The 25,801-nt window shown below is 64.9% G+C and carries 18 protein-coding genes; 8 read left to right on the forward strand and 10 right to left on the reverse strand.

Annotated elements, in window-relative coordinates; genetic code table 11:
* Positions 1–12 precede the first annotated feature (12 nt).
* The 3 genes from IPP90_03800 (at position 13) to IPP90_03810 (ending at position 4,449) form a co-directional block, all read left to right on the forward strand.
* Positions 13–1,596 (forward strand): hypothetical protein, encoded by a 1,584-nt coding sequence (locus IPP90_03800; protein MBL0169845.1) that lies wholly within the window; start codon positions 13–15, stop codon positions 1,594–1,596.
* Positions 1,597–1,850: 254 nt separating this feature from the next.
* Positions 1,851–3,281: a peptidase dimerization domain-containing protein gene (locus IPP90_03805; protein ID MBL0169846.1), complete on the forward strand. Its 1,431-nt coding sequence runs from the start codon at positions 1,851–1,853 to the stop codon at positions 3,279–3,281.
* A gap of 88 nt (positions 3,282–3,369) precedes the next feature.
* Positions 3,370–4,449, forward strand: a complete 1,080-nt coding sequence (locus tag IPP90_03810; GenBank protein MBL0169847.1) for a dienelactone hydrolase family protein — start codon at positions 3,370–3,372, stop codon at positions 4,447–4,449.
* Between the two features lie 146 nt (positions 4,450–4,595).
* Here the strand turns inward: IPP90_03810 and IPP90_03815 are convergent, their stop codons facing one another.
* On the reverse strand, positions 4,596–5,324 hold the full coding sequence (locus tag IPP90_03815; protein ID MBL0169848.1) for an aquaporin family protein: 729 nt from the start codon (positions 5,322–5,324) through the stop codon (positions 4,596–4,598).
* 301 nt (positions 5,325–5,625) lie between these two features.
* Here IPP90_03815 and IPP90_03820 point away from each other — a divergent pair, with 301 nt between their 5' ends.
* The 4 genes from IPP90_03820 (at position 5,626) to IPP90_03835 (ending at position 13,083) form a co-directional block, all read left to right on the forward strand.
* A complete protein-coding gene (locus IPP90_03820) occupies positions 5,626–7,026 on the forward strand; it encodes an APC family permease (protein MBL0169849.1) in 1,401 nt (466 codons plus the stop codon).
* 67 nt (positions 7,027–7,093) lie between these two features.
* Complete coding sequence (locus tag IPP90_03825) at positions 7,094–10,423, forward strand: hypothetical protein (GenBank protein MBL0169850.1); 3,330 nt, start codon at positions 7,094–7,096, stop codon at positions 10,421–10,423.
* A 36-nt stretch (positions 10,424–10,459) separates the two neighbouring features.
* On the forward strand, positions 10,460–11,134 hold the full coding sequence (locus IPP90_03830; protein ID MBL0169851.1) for a DUF305 domain-containing protein: 675 nt from the start codon (positions 10,460–10,462) through the stop codon (positions 11,132–11,134).
* Positions 11,135–11,145: 11 nt separating this feature from the next.
* A complete protein-coding gene (locus tag IPP90_03835; GenBank protein ID MBL0169852.1) occupies positions 11,146–13,083 on the forward strand; it encodes a hypothetical protein in 1,938 nt (645 codons plus the stop codon).
* A 6-nt stretch (positions 13,084–13,089) separates the two neighbouring features.
* On the opposite strand, the gene IPP90_03840 is transcribed toward IPP90_03835, so the two are convergent.
* Positions 13,090–13,839, reverse strand: a complete 750-nt coding sequence (locus IPP90_03840) for a nucleotide-binding protein (protein MBL0169853.1) — start codon at positions 13,837–13,839, stop codon at positions 13,090–13,092.
* 209 nt (positions 13,840–14,048) lie between these two features.
* On the opposite strand from IPP90_03840, the gene IPP90_03845 reads away from it, so the two are divergent.
* Positions 14,049–15,980, forward strand: coding sequence for a tetratricopeptide repeat protein (locus tag IPP90_03845; protein ID MBL0169854.1), 1,932 nt, complete (start codon positions 14,049–14,051; stop codon positions 15,978–15,980).
* Here IPP90_03845 and IPP90_03850 read toward each other — a convergent pair.
* From IPP90_03850 to IPP90_03885, 8 genes are all read right to left on the reverse strand, one after another.
* The gene (locus tag IPP90_03850) at positions 15,949–16,284 is read right to left on the reverse strand and encodes a hypothetical protein (GenBank protein MBL0169855.1); all 336 of its coding nucleotides are present in this window, start codon (positions 16,282–16,284) and stop codon (positions 15,949–15,951) included. The genes IPP90_03845 and IPP90_03850 overlap by 32 nt on opposite strands.
* Before the next feature lie 81 nt (positions 16,285–16,365).
* Positions 16,366–19,026 carry a serine/threonine-protein kinase gene (locus IPP90_03855; protein ID MBL0169856.1) on the reverse strand — a complete coding sequence of 887 codons (2,661 nt, stop codon included), beginning with the start codon at positions 19,024–19,026 and terminating at the stop codon, positions 16,366–16,368.
* 8 nt (positions 19,027–19,034) lie between these two features.
* A complete protein-coding gene (locus IPP90_03860) occupies positions 19,035–20,285 on the reverse strand; it encodes a hypothetical protein (protein MBL0169857.1) in 1,251 nt (416 codons plus the stop codon).
* Positions 20,218–21,696, reverse strand: a complete 1,479-nt coding sequence (locus tag IPP90_03865) for a serine/threonine protein kinase (GenBank protein MBL0169858.1) — start codon at positions 21,694–21,696, stop codon at positions 20,218–20,220. Before IPP90_03865 ends, IPP90_03860 begins: the two co-directional genes overlap by 68 nt.
* 47 nt (positions 21,697–21,743) lie before the next feature.
* Entirely contained in the window at positions 21,744–22,322 is a 579-nt protein-coding gene (locus IPP90_03870; protein MBL0169859.1) for a type II toxin-antitoxin system VapC family toxin, read from the reverse strand.
* On the reverse strand, positions 22,300–22,596 hold the full coding sequence (locus tag IPP90_03875) for a type II toxin-antitoxin system Phd/YefM family antitoxin (protein MBL0169860.1): 297 nt from the start codon (positions 22,594–22,596) through the stop codon (positions 22,300–22,302). The genes IPP90_03870 and IPP90_03875 overlap by 23 nt, the downstream gene beginning before the upstream one ends.
* Before the next feature lie 71 nt (positions 22,597–22,667).
* Positions 22,668–23,102, reverse strand: coding sequence for a protein kinase (locus IPP90_03880; protein MBL0169861.1), 435 nt, complete (start codon positions 23,100–23,102; stop codon positions 22,668–22,670).
* Between the two features lie 109 nt (positions 23,103–23,211).
* Positions 23,212–25,644, reverse strand: a complete 2,433-nt coding sequence (locus IPP90_03885; GenBank protein ID MBL0169862.1) for a protein kinase — start codon at positions 25,642–25,644, stop codon at positions 23,212–23,214.
* Between the last annotated feature and the right edge of the window lie 157 nt (positions 25,645–25,801).

A 25,801-nucleotide genomic window follows, 5' to 3' on the forward strand; every position in this document is an offset into this window, starting at 1 on the left:
GGATTTGACTCGATGCAGATGACTCGATTTTTGCGAGCAGTCAGCGTGCTGGCGGCCATGGCCGTTGCAGGATGCAACTCGCTCGAAGTAGCAAACCCCAACGCGCCCGACGCCAAGCGCGCGTTGTCCGACCCGGCGGCTCTCGAGGCCGTCGCGGGCGGAACGCTCCGCACCTGGTTCAACACGTTCGAAGGATGCGAAGGCAACTGCGTGCTGGTCACGCAGGCGCAATCGTTCTCCGCGTCGTGGAACAACTGGAACATGAACTTCTATTCCAGCTACGATGCCGACGGCAAGCGCCTCACGCGCCCCTGGCAGAACGATCCGGCCGCCGCCGGACGCACCAGCATCGAAGTGCCGTGGGGCGGCATGTACTCGGCGATTTCCTCGTCGGTGGACGTGCTCAAGGCCATTCGCAAGAACAACGTGGTGATCAACAGCGCGGCCGACACCAAGCGTGCCGAAGCCGTGTCGGAACTCATGTTGGGCGCGGGACTCAGCTACATCGCGCTCAATTTCGACAAGGGCTATGTCGTTGATGAGAACACCGATCTGGCCACGTTGGCGTATTCGAATCGCAAGCAAATTCGCGATGCGGCCGTGGCCAAGCTGCAGGCAGCCGCCACAATCGCCAAGGCGAATTCGTTCAATACCCCGGCATCGTGGACGAACGGCGTGAGCTATTCCAGCGCGCAGATTGCCCAGATTGCCAACACCATGTCGGCCATCACGCTGGCGTACTATCCGCGCAACGCGGCGGAAAATGCGGCCGTGAACTGGGCGCAGGTGCTCACGTACACGCAGTCGGGTATGTCCAGCGGCACGCCGTTCAACTTCGTCTTTGTCGGCGACGGGTGTGTGTCGTTCTGCCATCAGATCCTTACCTGGTTTGATGACTTCAACACCGGTCGCGTGCACACGCGCGTGGCCAACCTGCTGGATCCGGTCACCCAGAGAACGCCGTTCCCGCTGGACGCGGCCGGCAATCCCGTGGGCAATCCCGTGCCGAACTCGCCCGACAAACGGCTGGGCGACGGTTCGTTTGGCGACGCGTCCATCGTTGACGGATTCGGCACGAATCCCAAGACGGCCAACGCGGGTACGGACTTCGCGTACTCGCGGGACCAGATCTTCCGTCCAAGCCGTGGTTCATACCATCAGTCGAACATCGGCTTCACGCGCTACGACCTGACGGGATTGCAGGATCCGTCGGGCATCTGGGCGGGCTATGGTCCGGCGCCCGTGATGACGGCCACGCAGAGTGACTTGCTGCAGGCCGAAGCGCTCATTCGCAGCGGTGGCTCGTTGGCCACGGCGGCAACGATCATCAACAAGACGCGCGTCACCCGTGGCGGCCTGCCGGCCGCTGCTGCTGGCGATGGCGTGGCGGGGCTGACCACCAAGCTGGCGTACGAGATGGAAATCGAGTTGCTGGGTCTTGGCGCGTCACCGTACTACTGGCGTCGTCGCACCGACGGCCTGTTGGACGGCACGCCGCGTGAAATGCCGGTGCCGGCGAAGGAGCTCGGCGTGAAGGGCGAGGCGCTCTACACGTGGGGCGGCACGGGACCGTTGAACTCCGTCACGCCTCCATAAGGTGACGGGTTGGTAGTGGCGTGAACGCGGGGCCGGGAGCGTCTTCCCGGCCCCGCGTTTTTTTGTATTGCGAAGGTGATGTAGTGTTCCCAATAGAAACAGATTTACCGCGAAGTGCGCAGAGGCGCAGGGGAGCGCGTGCGGGTCACCCCGCGACCCCGCGAACCCCGCGGTTCAATCGTCTGATGGGGAACCGTCGAATTTATCCATCGTTTATTGCACCACCCCTGCGCCCCCAACGCTTTGGAGTCTCCATGCGCACACCGTTCCTGGCCGCGATCCTCCTGCTGGCCTGCACCGCCACACTCGGCGCGCAGGAAACCGCCACCGAACGCGACGCCGCGAAGGACGTGCTGCGCAAGATGGCAGCGCTCGAGCAATCGCTGGATGTACCTGGCCTCGTTGCCAAGCTCACGGCCTCCAATGCGGCGCGTGATCAGGTGGTGGCGCGGGCCAAGGAGTTGATGGACAAGGAGCTGCTGGCGCTGGCAGACGATCTCACGAAACACCCCGAGATCGGCTTTCAGGAAACCGACGCGGTGCGCAAGCTCGGCGCGTATCTCACCACACATGGATTCGAAGTGACCACCGGCACCGCCGGCTTCAAGACCGCGTTTGTCGCACGCTACAAGCAGGGTGCAGGGCTGCCGAACCTCGGCATCATCGTGGAGTACGATGCGCTGCGCGGCACCGGTCGCAGCTTTCATGGCGACCAGCATTCCACGCAGGGGCCGGTGGGCATCGCGGCCGCGGTGGCCATGAGCGAGTACCTCACAAAGAACAAGTTGCCCGGTACCGTGACCGTGTTCGGCACGCCGGCCGAAGAAATGATGCCGCCGCCTGTGAAGACCGTGATGCATGAGGCCAAGGTGTTCGATGGCATGGATATTCTGGTGCGCAGTCATTCCAGCACCTCCACCCAGCGTGCGGCCGCCGGATTTGGCACCTGCTGTCTCAATATCAACGGCGTGCGTTACGTATTTACCGGCGTGCCGGCCCATCAGATGATGGCGTGGGAAGGACGCAACGCACTCACCGCCGTCATTCATCTGTTCAACAACATCGACGCCATTCGCAGCAACCTGCGTCCGGAAACGCGCATTCAGGGCATCATCCCGGAAGGGGGCGCGGCACCCAATGTCGTCCCCGACCGTGCGGTGGCCGATTTCTATGTGCGCTATCCCGATGTGGCGTATCTCGAGCAGGTGCAGGAGATGGTGGACAATGCCGCGCGCGGGGCCGCGCTGGCCACCGGTACGCAAGTGAAGATCGAGCGCTACGGTCAAATGCGCGACGGTATTGCCGTGGCATCGCTGGGCGAGGTGGGCTTCGCGTATCTCAAGAAATACGGTGGCACCAATGTGATGGCCGAACCCGGCAAGCCGCAGGGGTACGAGGAAACCGGGAGCGTGTCCAGCGACATTCCCGGCAACGGGTTCAGCGCGCACACGTCCAACTCACCGTTCCATAGCTACGGAATGGAGAGCGACGCGTTGGCCGAGGTGGGACACACCGGCTTTGTGGTGGATGCGCAGGCGATGACGGCCGTGCTGTTCGACTTCGCCACGCGTCCGGAGTATCGCGCGGTGGTGAAGAAGGAGTTTGCCGGACTCAAGGCCCTGTACGGCGAGTACCAGGAGGCGCTGCGGAAGGCGTATGTGGTGCCGAAGGCGGCCACCCCGTAGCACCGACTTGGCAACGCCTCGCGCCCGACTCGTCGAGGCGCTATGCTCAACGGGTTGCCCACCCGCCCACCATTCGAGGACTGTGACCATGTCGCGCCGTCTCGCCATCGTTTCATCGATTGCCACCACCACGCTCGTGTTCGCGGCCTACACCTTGCGACACGGGGCCACGCCCGCGTCTGCGGCCGACCTCGACGACCATTCGGCGCACATGCGCGCAGAAGATCGTATGGCACCCATGACCATGTCGATCAGCGGCGCTGGTTCGCAGCAGGACGATCTCAGCTTGCCCGCCAGCGCGGCCACCACGGCGGCGCGACTGGCGGCGTCACCGCGTCATGGCGAATGGGTCACGTTCGCCTCCACGCCCGGATCGAAGGACTCCATCATGGCCTGGGTCGTGTATCCGGCCACGAAGAACAAGGCGCCGGTGGTGGTGGTGGTACACGAAATTTTCGGGCTTTCGAGTTGGGTGCGCGCGGTGGCCGACCAGGTTGCCGCTGAAGGCTTCATTGCCATCGCACCAGACTTCCTGTCGCGCGTGCGGGGCGGCCCGAGTTCGGTCGAGCTCAAAAGCGACACGGCCACGCGGCTCATTCGCGGCGTCGATGCGGCAGAGCGGAATCGCGTGATTGCCGCCGCCGCGAACTACGCGATGATGCTGCCCGCCGCGAAACAGAAGTATGCCGTGATTGGCTACTGCTGGGGCGGACAAACCACGTTCTATCACGGTATCAACGGTGGCCTCAAGGGCTTCTCCGGCGGCGTGGCGTTTTACGGGCTGCCGTACACGTCCGGCGGGACTCCGGCTACCGCGACCACGGCGGCGGTACCAGCATCGCTGGACGTCGATTCATTGCGGAAAATCAAGCAGCCAATCATGCTGCTGAACGGATCCAAGGATGCGCGTATCGCGGCCGCGATGCCGGCGCTGGATTCGATCATGAAGAAGCTGAAGAAGAAATACACGGGCGTGAATTACGACGGCGCCGTGCACGGGTTCCTGCGGGCGCAAGCCGATGGCCGCGCCCCGCGTGCCGCAACGGCAACCCAGCCGGCCGAGACCGAGGCGGATGTGGCGAAGGAATCGGCGGCGAATCTTGCGGCCACCAAGGACGGGTGGCCGAAGACGATTGCGTTCCTGAAGAAGAATCTCGGGGTGAAGTAGGGGGTCGGCGGGGAGATCGCGGAGGTCGCAGCCTTCGAACTAACTGATTGAACCGCCAAGGACGCGAAGGTCGCCAAGAATCACTGATGCAGGACTTGGCGACCTTTGCGTCCTTGGCGGTGAATGTTCTTTGACCGACCGCGCTGCTACCCGTGCAGCGCTCCAAACGCCAGCGCCGCCATCACCCCACCCGCAATCGGCCCCACCACCGGAATCCACGCATACGACCAGTCGCTGCCGCCCTTCCCCGCGATCGGCAGTAGCGCATGCGCAATTCGCGGCCCCAGATCGCGCGCCGGATTGATGGCGTAGCCCGTGGTGCCGCCCATGGAAAGACCGATGCCCCACACCAGCGCGCCAATGAGCAGTGGCACGAGATTGCTGGCCGGTTGCGCACCCTGTGCCGCGACACTGGTGATGGCCGTCGCGACGAAGACCAGCGCCGCCGTGCCGATGATCTCGCTGATGAGATTGGCCCCGGGCGAACGCACCGCTGGCGCGGTGCAGTAGCAGGCCAGTTTGCTGCCCTGATCGGTCGTACGACTCCAGTGCGGCAGGTAATGCAGCCAGACCAGTGTCGCCCCCACAATGGCACCGGCGAACTGCGCCGCGATATGCGCCATGGCGTCCGGGAGCGTGCGCGTGCCCGTGACGAGATTGGCCAGCGTGACGGCGGGGTTGAGTTCGCCGGGCGCACCGAACGCGGTGGCCGTGAAGACGCCCAGTAGCACGCCAAGCGCCCAGCCGGTGGCGATCACGATCCAGCCGCTATTTTCGGCCTTTGAGTTCTTGAGCACGACACCGGCTACGACACCGTTGCCGAACAGGATGAGCACCATGGTACCGAGAAATTCGCCGAGTGCGGTTGCGGGCATGCCGAGGGCCTCAGGAGGGGGGGAAAGGAGCGGGTGTCGCAGATTTAGCGGTTGGGTGGCTGTTCAGCGAGCAGCGCCGAACTACTTTCGCTTTCCGTGGAGGTGATGGGCGCGCCGGCGAGGCATGTTCCATGAATAACGCCACGGGCGTGGCGCCGTCACCGCGCACCCGAATGTGATGACAAGGCCGGACGGGAACAATCGCCTCGACCGACGTCAATCGGGACTGAGACGTCGACAACACCGGAGAATGCCGCGACATGATGGACCCGACAACCGCGAGACGACGAGACAGATCCGCATGAGCCCATCGGACGCGGGACTCAAGCGTACGCTCACGCTGCGCGATCTCGTGCTGCTCAACATCGTCGCTGTCTACACGCCCAGCACGCTGTCGCAAACGCTGCAACTGGGCCTGTTCGGCGTGCTCTTCTGGGCGCTGGCGTCGTTGACCTTCATGCTGCCCTACGCCGCGGCGCTGGCCGACCTGACGCGACAATATCCGCGCGAAGGGGGCGTGTACGCGTGGACGCGCCTGGCCTTTGGCGATGCGCATGGATTCATCTGCGGCTGGTGCTATTGGGTGAATTCATTTCTGTACCTCCCCAGTATCTTCCTGGGGATGGCGGCGGTTGCGGCGCTGCTGGGCGGCGCGAAAACCGCGTGGATCAATGAGCATCAGGCCGTCGTGGTGACCGTCGCCTGCGGAGCACTCTGGCTGTCGGCTGGCCTGCACATCGTCGGACTGGGCCAGGGGAAGTGGCTGCAGAACGTGGGCGCGTTCGGGCGGCTCGCCATTGCGGCCGGATTGTTGACAGCCGCCGCATGGACTCTGTACGACACCGGTGGTCAGGCGTCGCACGCGGTGCCAGGCAACACGCTCAACGTGTGGTATTCGCTGGCCCTCTGGCCATTCGTTTTGAACGCGTTGCTCGGTCTCGACCTCGGCTCGGTCATGAGCGATGAGGCCAACGCACCCGCGCGCGACATCCCGCGTTCGCTGGCCATTGGGGGTGTCGCCGTGGGCTTGATCTACCTGCTGACATTCAGTGCGGCGCTCGTGACCGGCATGCCCGAGACCAACGTGATCTACGGGCACGTGCTGGCCATCAACTCGGTCATCGCCCGCGCCGGTGCGAACGGGGCGTTGACGGTCTTGGCCGCATTCATTGTCATGTGCGAATTGCTTGGCCTGATCGGGAGCGGTGCCGCGTGGCTGGCCGCGCCGGCCCGCGTTCCATTCGCCATCGGCATCGATCACTACCTGCCGACGGCCTTTGCGAAGGTGCATCCACGATTTGGCACCCCATACGTGGCACTCCTGGTCGAGGCCGGCGCAGCAACCGTGCTGATCATCGTGAGCGCGTACGGGGCCAATCTGCAGGATGCCTATCTCGCGCTGTTGAGCGGGTCGATTGTGCTGGTGCTGGTCCCATTCGGATACCTGTTTGCCAGTTGGCGGTCTTTGAGTGCTCGCGAAGACCGCACGTTCGCGCACTCGCGCAGTCGCGTACGCGCCCTCAGCGGCATCGGCCTCGCGGCCGCAATACTGGCCATCGTCGCCTGTTTCATTCCGCCCCCGGTGGTGACGGAAGTGACCGGGTTTGAGCTCAAGATCGCTGGCTCGGTGGCATTCATGCTGGGCACGGGGTGGGCGGCGTACGCTGCCGGGAAACGTCGGGCAATGCGATCGTTTGCGTAATCGCTTCGTTCGCCGCATATCCAGTGTGTTGGTGCAGACGCCTCGATTCACTACGGAGATTTCACCCATGATCCGCCCCACTGCCGGCCTGGTACTGGCCATCGTGATTTCCGGCGCGCTGCCCGCGCAGACCACACCCCGATCCACAGTGGCCGCGCTGAGTGTCGCGCCACCCGTGGCGGCCAAGGATCCTGTTGCCGATGCCCTCGCCGGTCTCAAGTGGCGATCGGTGGGTCCGGCCAATAACGCGGGCCGCATTTCCGTGGTGCACGGCGTGCCCGGCGATCCCAGCACGTACTACGTGGCCGGCGCCAATGGCGGCATCATCAAGACCACCAACGCGGGCACCACGTTCAAGCCCATCTTCGACAAGCAGAGCGTGGGTTCCATTGGTGCCATCGCCATTGCGCCCAGTGATCCGAATATCATCTACGTAGGCACCGGCGAGGAGAACCCGCGCAACAACGCCTCCATTGGCGACGGCATGTACAAGTCGGTCGACGCCGGTGAGCACTGGACGAAAATCGGATTGGACAAGACCGACAAGATCGCCCGAATCATTGTCGATTCGCGCAATCCGAATCTCGTGTTGGTGTGCGGCCTCGGTCGTGAGTGGGGACCCAACGAGGAACGTGGCGTGTTCAAGACCACCGACGGTGGTGCGTCCTGGAAGCGCGTGCTGTTCGTCGATCCGCAAACCGCCTGCTCCGATATCTCCGCCGATCCGGGCAACTCCAACATCCTGTACGCCGGCATGTACACCTATCGGCGATGGGCGTGGCACCTGGAGTCGGGCGGCGGGAACACCGCCGTGTACAAGTCGGTGAACGGTGGCGACACCTGGGAGCGATTGTCCGGCAAAGATCGCGATATCGGACTTCCGAAAACCGACATGGATCGTATCGGTATTGCCGTGGCGCCCAGTGATCCGAACATCGTGTACGTGATCAGCGAAACGAAAACCGAAGGGGAGCTGTGGCGCTCTGATGACGCGGGCGCGCATTGGCGCACGGTGAATCGTGACCCCAATATCAACTTCCGTCCGTTCTACTACGCCGACCTGCGCGTCGACCCGATGAACCCGAACCGCGTGTACACGCTGTCCGGATCGCTGTACCTCTCGGAGGATGGCGGCCTGAACTTCCGCACGATTGCGCAGAATGTGCACGGCGACCACCAGGCCATGTGGATCGACCCGCTCAACCCCAGGCGCATCATCGAGGGTTCCGACGGCGGGTGGCAGCTGAGCTACGACGCCGGGAAGACATGGGAGGTGGTGAACACGTTTGCGTTCACGCAGTTCTACCACATCAACTACGACATGCAGAAGCCGTACAACACGTGCGGCGGCTTGCAGGATAACGGCAACTGGTGCGGACCCAGTCGCGGGCTCTTTGGCGGCATTCTCAAGAGTGACTGGTACACCGTGTCCGGGGGCGACGGTTTCTTCACCGTGCCCGACATCGCCCAGCCGTGGCTCATCTACTCCGATGCGCAGGGCGGCATGCTCAACATCACCGACACGCGCACCGGCACCCAGAAGACCATCTACCCGTATCCCAATCGCGTGGGCTCGGTGGGTGACGCGATGATCGGGCACAAGTATCGCTTCAACTGGAATTCACCGATTGCGCTCTCACCACAGAATCCTGGCGTGGTGTACTTCGGCGGCAATGTGCTGTTCAAGAGCGTCAATCACGGCAACTCGTTCCAGGTCATCTCTCCTGACCTCACCACCAACGATCCGGCCAAGCAGCAAAGCTCGGGCGGCCCCATCGTCGTGGACAACACGGCGGCCGAGTTTCACAGCACGCTGTTGTCCATCAGCCCGTCCCCGCTCGACTCCATGCTCATCTGGACGGCCAGCGACGATGGTGTGGTGCAAGTCACGCGTGATGGCGGCAAGACGTGGACCAGCGTGTTCAAGAACGTACCGGGTCTCAAGCCGGCCGCGTGGCTGGCCACGATCGAGGCGTCGCACTTTGACGCCGCCACCGCGTACGTGACCGCGGATCATCATCAGGATGATGACTACGCGCCGTACGCCTTCATGACCAGCGACTTCGGCAAGACCTGGAAGCCCATCATGGGCGACCTGCCGGTGAGCGCATCGTGGACGCACGTGGTGCGGGAAGACCCGAAGAATCGCAACCTGCTCTACCTCGGCACGGAAATGGGCGTATGGGCGTCGTGGGATCGCGGCACGCATTGGGTGAGCCTGCGCGGCGCGCTCCCTGTGGTGCCGGTGCGTGACATCCAGATTCATCCGCGCGAGAACGACCTGCTGCTGGCCACGCACGGACGCGGCCTGTACATCATGGATGACATTACGGCGCTGCAGCAGCTGGGCACCGCGATGACCGCCGAGGCAACGCTGTTTCCCGCGCCAGTGGCGATCCGTTGGAATCAGTGGAACAAGGACGGCAACCTCGGCCAGAAGACGTACCGCGCCGAGAATCCGCCCGATGGGGCGATGCTCACGTACTTCCTGAAAGCGCAGCCGCCGACGGAAGTGAACATGACCATTGCCGACAAGGACGGGCGCGTGGTGCGTCGCCTGAATCGTGTGCCCGATGAAGCCGGTGTGAATCGCGTGAGCTGGGATTTGCGGTACGATGCCACGCCTGGCGGCGGCGGTGGACGTGGCGGCGGTGGCGGGCGTGGCGCGGGTGCCGGCGCGGCGGCTGCGGGTGGCGCGCCAGCCGATACGTCGCTGGCCGCGGTGCGGGCGCGTCGTCGCGCGGCCGCGCTGGACGACGCGGGCGGTGCGCCGGAGTTTGAAGGCTTTGGTCCGGCCGGGGCGCCGTTTGTGCTACCCGGCGTATACACCGCCACGCTCACCGTGGAAGGCAAGAAGTACACCACCAATGTGACCGTACAGCTCGATCCGCGCTCCGACATGACTGCGGCGCAACTTGTCGCACAGCACGACGCCGCACGGCGCATGGAAGACATTGCGTCGCGGGTGAACCGCGTGATCAGCAACATCGATGACGTGTCGCGCCAGATGACGGCGCTGCAAACCACGCTGCGTGCGGCGCCACGCGACAGCAGCGCTCGCAACGCCACCCAGGCACTAACGGAAATTGATGGCGCCTTGAAGGATCTCAAGCATTTTCGCGATTCGGTGCTGGTCCGGCCGGTGGCGGGTCTTGGCTACCGGCAGTATCCGCGACTGCGCGAGGAAGTGCAGACGGTGTCGGGGATGATATCGCGCCCCATGATGGCGCCAACGGCTGGGGAACTGTTGCGCTCGGGCGAATTGCGCACCGAGAGCGATGAAGCGGCCGCGCGATTCGACAACATCATGCAAACGCGGGTGGCGAAGATCAACGACTTGTTGAAGGGGTCACCGCACGTGATTGCCCCACCGGCGCCGAGGGCGTTTGTGCCGTAGGCGAACGGGCGCTATTGGGGTTAACATACAGGGATGATGAGTCTACGAAACACGTGCATGCTGGCACCGTTGCTGCTGTGCGGGCTCAGCGCCTGCGCCTCCTCGCCGTCGCGCGCCCCCGTGCTGGCGGCCGGAGCAGGCGTGGTTGGCGCGGGGTCGGCCGCGACCACGGTGGCCCTGGCGACCGCTGACAGCGCTGCACGGGCCTTCGCCCCCGCCGACGTCGATTTCATGCAGGGCATGATTCCGCATCATGCGCAGGCGGTGATCATGGGCGAGTGGGCCGCAACGCACGGCGCGCGCGCTGACGTGCAGCGACTCTGCCTGCGCATTGTCGCCGCGCAAAGCGATGAGATCCACATGATGCGGCGCTGGCTGCGCGAGCGAAAGCAGGACGTCCCCGATTCCACGGCAACGCGTCATGTGATGAAGATGGGCGACATGACGCACGAAATGACGATGCCGGGCATGCTGAGCGACGAGGAGATGGCGCAGCTCGACAATGCGCGCGGCTCAGAGTTCGACCGGCTCTTTCTCAACGGGATGATTCGCCATCACCGCGGGGCGATTGCGATGGTGGAGACGTTGCTGCAGAATGGCAACGCCGGGCACGACGATGCGGTGTTTCGCTTTGCCAACGATGTGGTGTCCGATCAGTCAGCTGAAATTATCGTGATGCTGAGAATGCTCGAAACCGTGCCCTCTCTTTAACCGGAACGACGATGCGCCGTACGCCTTTCGTTTGTGCCTCGCTCACGCTGATCGCGCTCGCGTGTTCATCAGGAACCACTCCGTCTACCGGCGGTCCGCCGGTACCGGCCGAGGGCACGACCGTCACCGGCGACGTATCGCTCGCCAAGTCGCCGCCCATGCGGTATCCGGAAAGCGCGAAAGCGCCGAACCCGGATCCGCGCATTGGTCTCACGCCTGGTGAGGCGGTGGGACAGGCGGGCGAAGCGGCGTTCAACATGAAGATGCTTTCCAACTCACCGGCGCCAAGCGGCTTCACCGGCCGTGGCGCAACCGGTTCGGATCTGGCCTTCAGCGGCAACTACATCATTCAGGGCAACTATCGCGGCATCCTCATTTGGGATGGCAGTAATCCGCGTGCCCCGAAGCTCGTCTCGTCGTTCCTCTGCCCCACCAGTCAGGGCGATCCCACGGTATACGGCAATTTGCTGTTCGTCTCCGGCGAAGGACTGGGCGCGCGCAACGATTGCGGCTCGACACCCATCACCGACTCGGTGAGCGCCGAGCGATTTCGCGGCGTGCGCGTGTTCGACATCAGCGACAAATCGAAACCGCGTTTGATCACCAACGTGCAGACCTGTCGCGGCTCGCACACCAACTCGCTCGTGCAGGATCCGAGCGACAAGAACAACATCTACGTGTACGTGAGCGGGTACTCGTCAATTCGCTCACCGAAGGAACTGGCGGGATGCCAGGACGCACCGGCCGGCGATTCGGCAAGCGCGCGCTTTCGCATCGAGATCATCAAGGTGCCGCTCAAGAATCCCGAACGGGCGGCGGTGGTGAACTCGCCGCACTTGCTGGCCGATCTCGCGGGACGCACGGTGCATGCGCCACCAGCGAGTGACACGGGTGCTCGTGGCGGTCGTGGTGGTGGTCGCGGCGGAGCGCCGGGTGGCGCGGGTCGCGCCGGTGGTCCTCCGGCGGGTGGTCCGCCTGCCGGCGCGCCCGCAGGCGGCGGCGCGCGTGGTGGCGGTGTCGGCCAAAGCGGATGTCACGACATTACCGCATACCCAGGATCGGGGTATGCCGGTGGTGCGTGCGCGGGATACGGGCTGCTGTTCGATGTGCGCGACCCCAAAAATCCCAAGCGGCTCAAGTCGGTTGCCGACTCCAACATGTCGTTCTGGCACTCAGCGACAGTAAGCAATGACGGCAGCAAGCTGCTGTTCTCCGACGAGTGGGGTGGTGGTGGCGCAGCGCGCTGTCGCGCCACCGACAAGCTGGAGGGGGGTGGCAACGCCATCTTCACCGTCGAGAAAGGCGAGCTCAAGTTCCAGAGCTATTACAAGATGCCAGCCCCGCAAACCACCGAAGAAATTTGCACCGCGCACAATGGTTCCCTGATTCCCGTGCCGGGCCGAGACATCATGGTGCAGGCGTTCTACATGGGCGGTTCGACCGTGTTTGACTTCACCGATCCGGCGCACCCGATTGAAATTGGGTTCTTCGATCGCGGCCCCGGCGGCGGATATTGGAGCACGTACTGGTTCAACGGTGCGATCATTTCGTCTGACGAACAGCGCGGACTGGACGTGCACGAGCTGACGCCCAGCGGCTATCTCTCGCAGAATGAAATCGACGCCGCGAAAACGGTGCGCTACGAACAGTTCAACGCGCAGGAGCAGCCGCATACGGTGTGGCCACCAAGCTTTGCACTGGCGCGAGCGTATCTCGATCAGCTCGAGCGCAACAGCGGCTTGTCGTCTAATCGCATCAGCGACATTCGCAATGCGCTGACGGCGGCGGAGCGCGGCGGCTGCGGCAATCGGAATACGGCGCTCGCGGCGTTGGCGCCATTGGTGCAAGCCGACATCGCCGGCGCGCTGGACAAGGGCCGAGTGGATCTCGTGGCGAGGGCCATCGCCGCGCTGGCCAAGAGCGTGTGTGTGCCACCGGCCATTTCGTAGCGCCGCCTACTTCACGACGACCTTCGCATCCTCCACGATCAACGCGTACGTGTAGCCTGCACCGAAATCCCGGTTCAGGCGCACGGTGCCCGTGATGGTCACCGTGGCGCCGGGCGCGGCGGCATCCATGGATGTCACGGTGATGTCGTGCGTGCCCTTGGCCGCGTCGCCGCTGCCGTCCTGCAAGTGAATCCAGTTCTTCCCCATCACACCGGGGTTGTATTTCACGACCACGCCGCGGATGGAGACGGTTTTGTCTGACAATCCGGCCTGCTGCGCCCACAACTCGCCGATCGTGCGCGCGTTGGCGCCACTGGCCTTCTCCACCTTGCCCACCTGGGCGTCTACGGCCTGGGGAGTCCCGACCGAGGTGGGAGCGGCGGCGTTGCCAGCCATGCCTGACGGCGCACTCCCTGGGGCATCGAGAGACCCGAAATAGATCTGGTCAAAGGTGCGGTTCAACGTCTTGGACTCGAACTTCTCCATCAGGATCGCGTTGTTCACGGTGACGTGCGCGCCGATCGTGAGCTGGGTCTGGTTCACGGCCGCCCATACGTCGCCGTTCGCCGTCTTGAGTCGCAGATACACATAGGGCGAAGCCGGGATCTGTTCGAGCAGCGTGCCGGACACCACGTCGCTCATCGCCGCCGCCTGTGTCGCGGGGGCGGCTCCAAGCGGGATCTTCTCCGCCTCGTTGCTCTTGGAGCAGGCGACGGTGAACACGGCGACGCAAACCAGCGCGAAGGGACGACGCATGATGAACTCGAAGGGATTGGAGGCGAGTGGCGCAGGGGACTGACGGGAGTGCTGGATTCCATTTACCCGCATGCGGGCCACCGTGCAAGCGGAGAACGCCCTACGGCGCCCCCCTGCCCCACCGTTGTGGGCACGGGTACCGAAGGTGTTCCGGCCGTGCGCGTCAGGGGTCAACTTGCAGTCTACCACACCCACCGTTTCCGGTCGCCATGTCCCCTCCGCATCGCCGAGAGGCAACCCCACCCCACGCGGCACCACCCTCCACCGCCTCGGTTACCCCGGGCTGGCTGGTGACGTGGCGCGTGCCGTTGGTTTTTCTGGCGGTGGCGGTGATCACTTTTTTTGTGTTCTGGCCGTCGCTGTCCAACGGTTTCGTGAGCTGGGATGACGACGAGAACTTCCTGACCAATCCGCACTATCGCGGCCTGGGGGTGGATAACCTCCGCTGGATGTGGACCACGTTTCACCTGGGCACGTGGATTCCGCTCTCCTGGATGACGCTGGGGCTGGACTATGTGCTCTGGGGGATGAATCCGGTCGGCTACCACGCCGTCAACATGCTGCTCAATGCGGTCGACGCCGGCATATTGTACCTGCTCGCGCTGCGACTGCTGCCGAAACCCTTGGACTCCGCACGAGCGGCCATGGCGCGGACCTCGCCGTGGGCGTTGCATCTGTCTGCCGCCTTTGTCGCCTTGGTGTTCTCGATTCACCCGTTGCGCGTGGAATCGGTCACGTGGATCACCGAGCGGCGCGACGTGCTGGCGGGATTCTTCTATCTGTCCACGGTGTTGTGCTTTGTCCGGTTTGCCGAGGGCAACGCGCAGGCCACGCGCTGGTACGTCGCCTCGGTGGCCGCGCACGCGCTGGCGCTCCTGTCCAAGGGCACCGCGGTCACCATTCCTGGCGTGCTGCTGCTGCTGTGGGTGTATCCGTTCCGGCAGATTGGCGGCGCGGCGGGCTGGGGTCGCGCCGCCCTCTGGCGTACCACGCGGATACTGGCGCCGTTCGTGCTGCTGTCCGTGGCGTTCACCGTTGTCGTATTCGTGGCGTTGCAGAATCTCGAGCAACTGCCAATTGGCGGGAAGATTGCCGTGTCGGCGGCCAGTTGGTGCTTCTATGTGGGCAAGATGTTGTGGCCCACCGGACTGTCGCCCCTGTATGCGATGCCCGACGTGGTGAATCCGCTTGCTGCGCGCTATCTGGTCAACTACGCCGTGATTCTTGCGGTGGTGGTGGTGGCGTGGGTCGTGCGACGCAAGGTGCCCGGCGCCGTCATGGCACTGATCATCTGCTCGGCCATCCTGTTTCCGCTCCTCGGCGTGCATCAGGGCGGTCCGCAGATCGTTGCGGATCGCAACAGCTTCAACGCGGCACCGGCGATGGCGATGCTGGCGGGAGGCACACTCCTGCTGGCGCTTCGTCGCTCACCGGGTGTCGCCATCGCCATGGCCGCGGCGATGGTGACTGTGTTGAGCACGCTGACCTGGCGACAGACCCACGTGTGGCACGACTCGGAGACCCTGTGGGCACGTGTGCTGGAGATCGAGCCCGACTCGCCGTATGGCCACAATGACTACGGCAACGTGCTGTTCCAACAGGGGCGCGTGGCCGAGGCTCTCGGGCATTTTGAGCGCGCCGTGCAGCTTCGCCCGCAATTTGCGCATGCGTGGGCCGACCTCGGCGTGGCGCTTGCCGCGAGCCAACGCGACACCGAGGCCATTGAGGCGTACCGACGGGCGCTGGCCATTGAGCCCTCTCAGCACGAAGCGGAGAGCAACTGGGGCGTGGCCCTGATGCGGGGCGGCGACGCCAGTGGTGCCATCGCGCACTTCGCGCGAGCGCTGGCGCTTAACCCGAACAACGCCGACGCGCACGTGAATTGGGGCAATGCCCTGGTACGACTGGGGCGCGCTGCCGAGGCGACAAGCCACTATGCGACGGCGGTAACGGTGCGTCCCGATCATGCTGATGCGCAGTTGAACTGGGGTGTGGCGCTGGCGTTGCAGGGTCAACTGCCGGAGGCCATTGTGCACTTCCGTCGCGCGCTGGAGCTCAACCCGTCGCTGGAGCAGGCGCGCGACTATCTCGCGCAAGCGGAAGCCGTCGTCAGATCCGGGGCGCCGCCGGTGAGTCGCTAAATAGTATCGCGACGCAGCGTCCTGGCGTTTGGCGGCGAACGGGCTCCAGATACCCCAGCGCACGAAACGCCGGCTGCAATCGCGGATCGGCGCGCAACCGGGGGCCACGAAACGCATAGATGCCCCACGCAAACCGCGCCTCCACCTGACCGCGGTCGCGCGATGCGCGATCCAGCACGGCAATGGCCACGCTATCGCTGCGCATCCATCGCGCCATGGCGAGCGCCGAAAACACAGGTCCGGTTGCGATCAGCGGATCCGTCGCCGGCTCACGGGTAGCCAGGTCGCCCCAACGCGCGGCCAATCGCGCCAGGACGTCATACTTGTCCGTCGCCGGGCCCTTGAGCGGCAGTACGGCGTCATCGAATATGGCGTGCTTGCAATCCTACCGCTTCATCTTCGCCGTGAGCTCCGTGAGCCAGTTCTCCACGTACACCGCCGTCGGCGCGCTCGCCGCCCAACGCTCGCGAATCATCAGAAAGCGCGACCCATCGGGCGATACATCGTACTGCTGTCGATTGCGCGCGCGGCGATAGCCGGCCAACGAGAACAGCGTGCGCGGATTGCCCGGCGTGAACGTTGGCCCCGCCGGGACGTTGACCACCTTCAGCATGCCACCGCTTTCGAAAAACAGTTCGCGACCGTCGCGCGACCAGCGCGGCTCGGTGCCGCCACCGCGAGACACGACAAACTTGGCCTGCGCGTCCGGAAACGACGTGACGTAGACGTTCACGGCGCCCTCGCTTTCGCTTGACGAGTAGGCCAGCCAGCGACCGTCGGGCGACAACGCAATACTGAGCGCAAACTGCACCGAGGGCATGTCAAACACGGTGCGCAGTGTAGTATCGCCGATAAGGCGTCTGGCCTGCAGAATGTTGCGCGAGCCGGTGACATCCTTCCGCATCACCATCCACCCGCCATCACGCGAGACTTCGGCTTCCCAGAGCCCGACCTCGGCGCGCTGCAACAGGGTTGCCTTCGTGCTGCCGTCCGCCGGCGCGCGATATATGGCGACATCATCCCGACGCTTGGTGATATCGCCAGCGGCAATGAACACCAGCGATTTCCCGTCGGGCATCCATGACGGGCGCCAACTGACGACACCCGGCGTGACCAGTTTCTGACGGCTGCCATCGGCCCGTCGCAGCCACAGGTCCGTGGTTTTTGCGCGAACGCTGATCGCGAGCGACTGCCCGTCCGGCGAGAGTGCCGGATATTCGAAATGCTCCACCCACGAGGAATCGAATGCCGTGGCCTGACCGTCTCGCGTGACCCACACCAACTCATCGACGGTGCGTGCCGCTTCGTCGGTCGTGTACAACACACTCCCCGACGACGAGACCGCGAAACGCAGCGGGTCCACGCCTTCCAGGACCGACACCGACCCCGACGTGAGCGTCATCGTTTCGGCGTCAAACCCGACGGCAAACAATCCGCCCTCGCGCGCCGTGTACAGCAGGTGACCCGTCGGTGAATACCACGCACCCGCCGCGCGTGGCACCAGCAGCAGCAGACTGTCCGCGGCGAACGAATAGGCGTACACCGTCGAGGTAATGGCGCAGTTTCCCGGACACACAGAGAGGAGCACGCCCTTACTCCCGGGCAACGGCGTGATTGACGCGGCAGCTCCAGCAGACTTGTAGCCACGCAACGCCACGGCCGGTCCGCCATCGGCCGACAATCGTTTCAGTGTCGACCCTTCCGCGAAATACACGATGGTGTTGTCGGCAAGCCAGGCGCCGGAGCGCATGTCGGGCGCGATGTCCTCGGCCAGTGTCACGGCGCCACCACCCTCTACCGGGACTTTCCGAAGCTTGAAATCATGGGTCAGAAACGCGACCCACTTTCCGTCCGGCGAAAAGAACGGCGAGTTCGCACCGTCCGTTCCGGCCATGAGCGTCGCATCAGTCGCACTGCGCAACTTGCGTTTGAGCACCCACTGCCCTTTCGCCGTATCGGCAAACACGATGCTCGATCCATCCGGTGCGATGGCGGCTTGCATCGCCACCGCTCGTACGCCGGGCTCCAACGCGGGCTGCAAGCTACTCTGCCAGAGCTGCACACGTTGACGACTCACGGCGCTCGAGGCGGCGGGACGCGCGAAATACATCGCGGCGAAAAACACACTGGCCGCAATGGCCGACACCGTAAGCCACGTGCGGGGATCGCGCACGAGTGGACGGGCAATCGCGACCGCACTCGTCGTCGCCGCAAACGTCGCGCCACTCGCGTTGGACAGCGCGGTCGAAAACTCGGCCGCGCTCGCATAGCGATCGGCCGGCAATTTCGCGAGCGCGGTGAACACCGCGTGCTCCACGTGCGCCGGCACCGTATCGCGCAACGTGCGCAGCGCGGTAGGCCGCTCACTCAACACTTTCGCGACAATGGCCTGCACGCTGCCACCGGTAAACGGCGCATCGCCGGCCAGCATTTCGTACAACACGGCGCCCAACGCGTACACATCACTGCGCGCGTCGATGGTGCGCTCGCCCATCGCCTGCTCGGGGCTCATGTACTGCGGCGTGCCGAGGCTCAGGCCCGTCTGCGTCATGCGCGCGCCGCCGGCGGACTGCACCGCGAGCGCGATGCCGAAGTCGGCCACAATCGCCTGGCCGTCGTGCAGGAGAATGTTCTCCGGCTTGATGTCGCGATGAATCACGCCCTGGCGATGCGCGTAGTCCAACGCACTCGCCACTTCGCGCGCAATGCGCACGGCCTCGGGAATAGGCAGCTGCCGTTCGCGCTCCATGCGCGCGCGCAGCGTTTCGCCGGTCACCAGCGGCATCACGTAGTACAGCAAACCGTCTGACGCACCGCTATCCAGCAGTGCGAGAATATGCGGATGCTGCAGCTTGGCGGTGGTCTTGATCTCGCTCAAGAACCGCTCGGCGCCGAATGCCGCGCCGAGGTCGGGATGCAGCACCTTGATGGCGACGTCGCGCTCGTGCTTGAGGTCGTGCGCGAGGTACACGGTGGCCATGCCGCCGGCGCCGAGTTCGCGGTCGACGCGGTAGCGGTCGGCGAGGGCTAACGTGAGACGCATCATGATGTCGCTCACTTGGCCGCGCCATCGATGGCGGCTTTCAGCCGCGTGATGAAGTCGGGAATGAAACGGAGATAGCGCGATTCCGTCTGCGCCGGGCTTTGCGCGTAGATGATGCCACCGTCCCACGACGCGCGATTGGACCACCCGGGTGTGTCGGTGAACAGGGGATCACGAGCCCACACGCTCGGCGCGCCGATGAGCGCACCGCTCACGCGATCGAAACGCGCCTTGTACCACGTCACGCCCGATCGGTAGAGCAGTTCGGTGGGCGAGAGCCAGATCGGCTCCACGCCACCGACCGCCACCTGCTGCTGCTGGGTGCCGCGAGGATATGGCCCGACGAGGAGCTGATTGGTTTGCGACGTATGCCAGGCGACACGCGTGGCGTCGGGAGAGCGCGTCATAAAGATGGCGTCCTTCGACAGGGTGTCGATGCGCACCGACCTTCCGGCCATCGTGAGACGAAAAACGATCGGGGTGCGACTGTCGCGCGCCAGGATCGTCGAGTCATCGCTGAAGTCGAGGGCATCGAGGGCATCCTGTTCGCCGACGCGCCGCATGAGGGTATCCGGAGCGCCCGTCGCGTCAGGAGAGCCGATCAGCAACGCCGCGCCGGCATCGTCTTCCACGCGCACCACGATCCGGTCGCTCCGCGGGTTCCAGAGCGGCATCCGGATGATCGGCGCTCGGAGCCAGACCTGCGTGAGTCCACTACGCAGATCGTAAATGCGAAGCTCGTCGCCCTCGGGCGTGGCCACCACGGCGGCCAGACGCTTCCCGTCGCGGGAGAGATCGAAACGCAGAAACGGAGCACGCTCCATGGGCAGCGGTACCGCATCAGCCCCTTCGCGACGCACCACCATGGCCGCCAGCCGCTCAGCACCAGCGGGTGCGTAGCCGAGCAGTCCGTTCGTCGACACTTCAAATTGCGCGATGCCACCCACATCGCGGCTCACGCCGCGCACCAGCGACACCGCCCGACCCAGCTGACGCGTGCGCGCGTCATACGATGCCCCACGGAGCGTGCCGTCGAGCGAGAGGTACGTCATGTAGGCGCCGTCGATGAGTCGGAATGCTGCCCCCGACACCGCTCGCGCCGCTTTGCCGTCTTCACGCGTCGTCGTGATGGACCGCACCTCACCTGAGGCCGGATCGATCAGCGTGGCCGTCTCGTTGTAGCTGCACAGCATCTTACGTTCGGCGGCAAGCCACTGACCCCATACGCAGCGCGTACCCGAAATCTTTCGATCCTCGGTCACGCCCAGTTCCGGATCGAGCCAGGTCAGCCGGTAGCCATCGCCCGCGAGAGCGAAGAGACGCGTATCGGATATCCATTCCAACGTCGCCGGCGGTGCGCTCTCCATCAGTTGCCGAGGCTCGCCGCCACCGATGGGCAGGATCATGATGTGCGTCCTGGTCGCGAACGCGAGGCGCTGACCGTCCGGCGAAATGCGCGGACTGCGGCCACCCGACGTGCCGGTGATCGGCGCTGCCGACGCATCGACGAGACTGCGGCGCCACAGCATGGTGGAGTCGCCGCGCTGCACGGCGTACACGACGAAGTCGCCGCGAGGCGCGACCGACAGTTGGCGACTCGCCGAACCGAATCCGGTGGCGATCGTCCCCGCCACGCGCGCCATCGGCGCGCTGTCCGGAAGCGCCGCATCGAAGATCGCAGCCGAGGCCACGGCGGGTGCCTCGCGTGAGCGCCCATGCGGCCACCACCAGCGATGCGACCGTGGTGACGGCCAGTGCGGCGGCGATCACCCGTAGCCTCCGGCTGCGGTCGGTTGGAGCCTGTGCGAACGGCGTGTCCACCGCGTGGCGGTCCGCCGCGGTCGTGTTCGCGGTGAGCGCCGCGACGAACTCCGTCGTACTGGCAAAGCGATCAGCCGGCAGCTTGCTCAACGCGCGGAGCACCGCCTGCTCCGCACCAAACGGCACGGTATCGCGCACCGTGCTGATCGACTGCGGCTTCTCGGTGAGCACGCGCGCCACGATGGCTTGCACGCTTGATCCGGTGAAGGGCGCATCGCCGGTGAGCATTTCGTACGTCACGGCGCCGAGCGCGTAGATGTCCGCGCGCGCATCGATGTGGCGTTCGCCCATCGCCTGTTCGGGGCTCATGTACTGCGGCGTACCGAGGCTCAAGCCGGTTTGCGTCATGCGCGCGCCGCCAGCGGCTTGCACCGCGAGTGCAATGCCGAAGTCGGCGACGATGGCGTGTCCGTTCTGGAGCAGGATGTTCTCGGGCTTCACATCGCGGTGCACAATGCCGAGCGCGTGCGCCGCGCCGAGGGCGTCAGCCACTTCGCGCGCGATGCTTAGCGCGTCGTCGATCGGCAATTGCCGCTCACGGTCGAGGCGCGCGCGCAGCGTTTCGCCGGCAATGAACGGCATCACGTAGTACAACAATCCGTCCGCCGCACCGGAGTCGAGCAGCGCCAGGATATGCGGATGCTGCAGCTTGGCGGTGGTCTTGATCTCGCTCAAGAACCGCTCGGCACCGAGTGCGGCGCCAAGGTCGGGGTGCAGCACCTTGATGGCGACGTCGCGCTCGTGCTTGAGATCGTGCGCGAGGTACACGGTGGCCATGCCGCCGCGGCCGAGCTCACGCTCGACGCGGTAGCGGTCGGACAGGGCGGCCGACAGGCGCTCGCTAGTGGTCATCCGTCTCCGGCGTTCTGATGTGATGGATCAACCGCGATGAGGACTGCTCAGCGTGCATCGCACACCGGAATGCCTGCGGTACGGGCCGCGTACGCAATAATGCCTCGATCGCAGGTTATCAGCGACGCGCCCAACGCTTGCGCCTGGGCAAGCAAAATCCGATCGGCGGGATCACCGTGCGGCCCGCCAGGCAAGCGCGTACTGTGCACCAGCACATCGCGGCTCACCGGGACGGTGGTGATGCCGGGTGCCAGGGCGGCGCGATCCAGCCAGAGGCCAACATCGGTCCCCAGCTGCAACCGCCCTTTGCTCACGAGCATGGCGATTTCCCAGTACGAGAAGTCGCTCACGAAGAGGCGGCGCGCGGCGGCGGCGCGATCGATGAGGGTGCGCGTCGCCTTGGGCAGCGCGCCCGCCGTGGCATCGAGCGTCCACAGCCACACATGCGTGTCGAGCAAGATCGGCGTGTCGCGGTCGGGCGACGCAGCGGCGCGCCAGACCGCAGGACGTCCGGTGTATTCCGGCTCGGGCTCGCGAACCGTCGACCGCGTCGTTCTTGCGCCCTCGCCGACTCGCCGGCGTGACGGTTGCTTTGGCGTCACGTCAAGTCGAAGGACGCGATGCAAGAGGCTCAGTGGTCGACGCGGACCAGAGCGCATCGTCGGGCGAGATGATATCACCGTGAGCCACGACGCTGCCACGGATAAACCCCCAAGGGGATTCGATCTGTGCCTGAACCGCCGACACCCGAACCACCGGCCGCCCGCGCTTCGTGACGATCACGTCAGCGTCGGTGCGGGCGATCTGATCCATGAGTTCGAGGCAGGTGGCCTTGAATTCACTCGCTGAGATGGTTGCTGCGGCTGGCGCAGACCTGGACCGCACCGGCTGACGGGGCATGGGCTTCATCCTGAGAAGTGGTCAAAACAATATGACCATGGTCATTCTGTATGACAAGGCGATACTGGACCTCACTGTCGATTCACCAGCCCAAACTGTTGATCCAGCCAGCGCGTGGACTCCGACACCCACATCGGCCGCGGCAGGAAATGTCCGCCTTCAAACAGCCCCTGCTTTTTGGTACCCGGCGGTGAGCCGAGCAGCCGGAGAAAGGGGACTTGCGACGACTCGTACGGAAAGACGCTGTCGTAGCGGCCACTGAGCATGTCCAACAGCGCGAGAATGTGCGGATGATTGAGTCGCGCCGTGATGGCGATCTCGCGCAGGAAGCGTTCGCCGGTGAGGGACTGGGTGAGCTCCGGCTTGAGCAGCTTGATCGCCACATCGCGGTCGTGCTTGAGATCGCGCGCGAGGTACACAGTGGCCATGCCGCCGGCGCCGAGCTCGCGGTCGACGCGGTAGCGGTCAGACAGCGCCGCAGAAAGGCGCGCGAGGATGGTGCTCACGCGGAGGCTCTCTCGGTTGGACTGGACTTCGCGACCGTCATGGCAGCGAATATGCCTCGCCGGCGCCCGTCATGACCAGTGGGCGATTCGTTGTACGTTCGGCCACGCGCTACCGCTCGAAACTCGCCATGATCGCTTCGGCGCGAGGGTCACGGCGAAGCGCGTCGTAGCGCTCAGCGCGGTTGTACATCTGCAGCCAGCTGTCAGGTTGTTTCACGGCACGTTCAATCATCGCCAGCGCGGCCGCGTGATCACCCAGCTGTTCCAGCGCCGCGGCCAGCACGCCCATGGCCGGCATCTCGCCACCATTCTTGTTGCGCAAGTTCTCCATGGCCCGCCGCGCATCTGCGGCGCGCCCGGCCCGGGCGAGAACGAACGCGAGAATGCCTTCGGTCTGATTCGGAAGATTCTTCGGCAGTTGTTCCAGGTTGCGCTGCAGCGCGAGAATCGCCTCATCGTGCCGTCCGAGATAGCTCAGCGCCTCGGCGCGAGCATCCCAAGCCAACGCGTATGTCGAGTCCATGGACAAGATCGATCGCGTGGCGGAGTCGACCTCACGGTAGCGACGCTCGGTCATGAGCAGCTGTGCGCCCCATGTCCGGGCGATCAATGACGCGGGTTCCGCCGACTGTGCGCGCGCGGCGCGGTCACGGGCTTCGGCGAAGCGTCCCATGTGGACAAGATTGAGCGCGTGCCAGCCCCAGAGAATGGCAATACTGGAATCGAGCGCTTGCGCTCGCCGGTACGTCCTGTCGGCCTCAGCGTTCTCGAAAATGCCCATCTGTGCCGAAGCGATGGCCCCCCAGGCCTCGGCCACGGTGGAATCGATGGCGATGGCCTTTCGTGCGGCCGCGATGGCCAGCGGCGCCATGGTGCGTGCCGTGCCTTGTTCGTAGAACGGGATGGATGACAACGCCAGCCCCAGCGCCGCGTGCGCGCGAGCGAACTGCGGATCGCGAGCCACCGCACGTTCGAACAGCGCAATCGACTGGCGCACCGTTTGCACGGTCCGGCGTCCGAACAACACCTGTCCCTGCAAATACAACGCGTACGCTTCGGGGTCGGCGGTCTCAACACGCGTCGGCCCTGTCGCGCGCACCCCACCGAGCGCGCCAAGCAGTTTGGTCGCCACGGCGCGCGCAATCTCGTCCTGCAACGCGAAGACATTCGTCAGCGGCCGATCGTACTTCTCCGTCCACGTCACCGCGCCATCCGTCGCCGACACCAGCGACACGTTCACACGCACCTGCCCTGCTGCGCGCTGCACACTGCCGGTGAGCAGCGACCCCACGCCGAGTTCCCTGGCAATCGCGCTTTCGTCCAGGCCGCGCGCCTGGAGCGCACCGGCACTGGAGCGTCCGATCACCCGCACACCGGTCTTGGACAGTGCGCGCGTCATCTCCTCGGCGAGTCCGATACCGAAGAAATCATCGGCCTTGTCGCCGCTCAGATTGGCCAACGGCAGCACGGCGATTGAGCGATTCGTCGCCGCGCTCGCCGGCGCCGCAGCGACCGCGGCGTACCCGCGGGAATTCCCCAGCGGCTGCCGTGTCTTCACCCAGACCGCCGCGACGATGGCCACCACCAGGACACCGGCGGCGATCGCCACGCTGCGTGGCGACCGCCGTGGCATGGTGCGTACCGAATGGCTGCGAGCACCCGTGGCGCCCGAGGGGGTCACCACACCGTCCAGCGACTGCAGTACTTCTTCCGCATTGGCCGGCCGATGTGTCGGGTCCTTGGACAGACACCGCTGCACCAGATCGTCCAGTGCCGTCGGCACGTCCCGGTTGCGCGACGTCACGGCGGCCGGCGTTTCCGACAGGTGCGCCGCAATCATCTGCGCCGAATTCACTTTCCCGGCGAACGGATGCGTACCGGTCAGCAACTCGTACGCAACGACGCCCCAGGCGTAAATGTCGGCGCGCAAATCCACGTCGGCGCCAACGGCCTGTTCGGGCGCCATATAGGCAGGCGTACCGATCGACCCGCCCGCCTGCGTGAGCGAAGCACTCGTGCTGCTGTTGGCACTGCCATCAAGGGTGCGCGAGGCGCTGAGCGCCTTGGCAATGCCGAAATCGGTGACGACGGCGGTGCCACCCGACAACAGGATATTCTCCGGCTTGATGTCGCGATGCACCACGCCTTGCGAATGCGCGTAGGCCAGCGCGCGCGCCACGTCGCGCAGGATGCTCACCGCCTGAGCCACACCGAGCGCCGCACCACCGGCAATGCGCGCCCGTAGCGATTCGCCGGTGACGAACGGCATCGTGTAATACGGCAACGATCCCGAGCTCCCCGTACTCAATACCGGCACGATATTCGCCTGCTGCAATCGTGCCGCGAGCTTCACTTCCCGCGCGAATCGCTCCGCGCTGACGCCCTCGGCCAACTCGGGGGCAATGACCTTGACCACCACGGTTCGGCCAAGCGCGCGCTCATGCGCCACGAACACGCGCGACATGCCGCCGCCGCCGAGCTCGCGCTCGAGCGTGTAGGCGTCACCAAGGGTGGTCTGGAGTTGGTCGCGGATATCGGTCATGCGAGCAGACAATATGGCGGAACTCCCTCGCTGACGGGGTTGTCAGACGGCCTGAGTCGGTAGCCGAATGCAGGGGGCGCGGGGCCAAGCGGGCTCAGGTGAGAAGATTTTGTCAATTGGCGCAATTGTCCGGGCCAGTGCAATATCAACGTCTCAC

It is taken from the genome of Gemmatimonadaceae bacterium (assembly GCA_016720905.1).
GTDB lineage: Bacteria > Gemmatimonadota > Gemmatimonadetes > Gemmatimonadales > Gemmatimonadaceae > Gemmatimonas.

Excerpts from the sequence above, each read along its gene's own strand:
- IPP90_03835 (MBL0169852.1), top strand. The coding sequence starts at position 11,146 with ATGCGCCGTACGCCTTTCGTTTGTGCCTCGCTCACGCTGATCGCGCTC.
- IPP90_03825 (MBL0169850.1), top strand. The coding sequence starts at position 7,094 with ATGATCCGCCCCACTGCCGGCCTGGTACTGGCCATCGTGATTTCCGGC.
- IPP90_03800 (MBL0169845.1), top strand. The coding sequence starts at position 13 with ATGCAGATGACTCGATTTTTGCGAGCAGTCAGCGTGCTGGCGGCCATG.
- IPP90_03885 (MBL0169862.1), bottom strand. The coding sequence starts at position 25,644 with ATGACCGATATCCGCGACCAACTCCAGACCACCCTTGGTGACGCCTAC.
- IPP90_03830 (MBL0169851.1), top strand. The coding sequence starts at position 10,460 with ATGAGTCTACGAAACACGTGCATGCTGGCACCGTTGCTGCTGTGCGGG.
- IPP90_03845 (MBL0169854.1), top strand. The coding sequence starts at position 14,049 with ATGTCCCCTCCGCATCGCCGAGAGGCAACCCCACCCCACGCGGCACCA.
- IPP90_03815 (MBL0169848.1), bottom strand. The coding sequence starts at position 5,324 with ATGCCCGCAACCGCACTCGGCGAATTTCTCGGTACCATGGTGCTCATC.
- IPP90_03840 (MBL0169853.1), bottom strand. The coding sequence starts at position 13,839 with ATGCGTCGTCCCTTCGCGCTGGTTTGCGTCGCCGTGTTCACCGTCGCC.
- IPP90_03805 (MBL0169846.1), top strand. The coding sequence starts at position 1,851 with ATGCGCACACCGTTCCTGGCCGCGATCCTCCTGCTGGCCTGCACCGCC.
- IPP90_03820 (MBL0169849.1), top strand. The coding sequence starts at position 5,626 with ATGAGCCCATCGGACGCGGGACTCAAGCGTACGCTCACGCTGCGCGAT.
- IPP90_03855 (MBL0169856.1), bottom strand. The coding sequence starts at position 19,026 with ATGATGCGTCTCACGTTAGCCCTCGCCGACCGCTACCGCGTCGACCGC.
- IPP90_03875 (MBL0169860.1), bottom strand. The coding sequence starts at position 22,596 with ATGCCCCGTCAGCCGGTGCGGTCCAGGTCTGCGCCAGCCGCAGCAACC.
- IPP90_03865 (MBL0169858.1), bottom strand. The coding sequence starts at position 21,696 with ATGACCACTAGCGAGCGCCTGTCGGCCGCCCTGTCCGACCGCTACCGC.
- IPP90_03810 (MBL0169847.1), top strand. The coding sequence starts at position 3,370 with ATGTCGCGCCGTCTCGCCATCGTTTCATCGATTGCCACCACCACGCTC.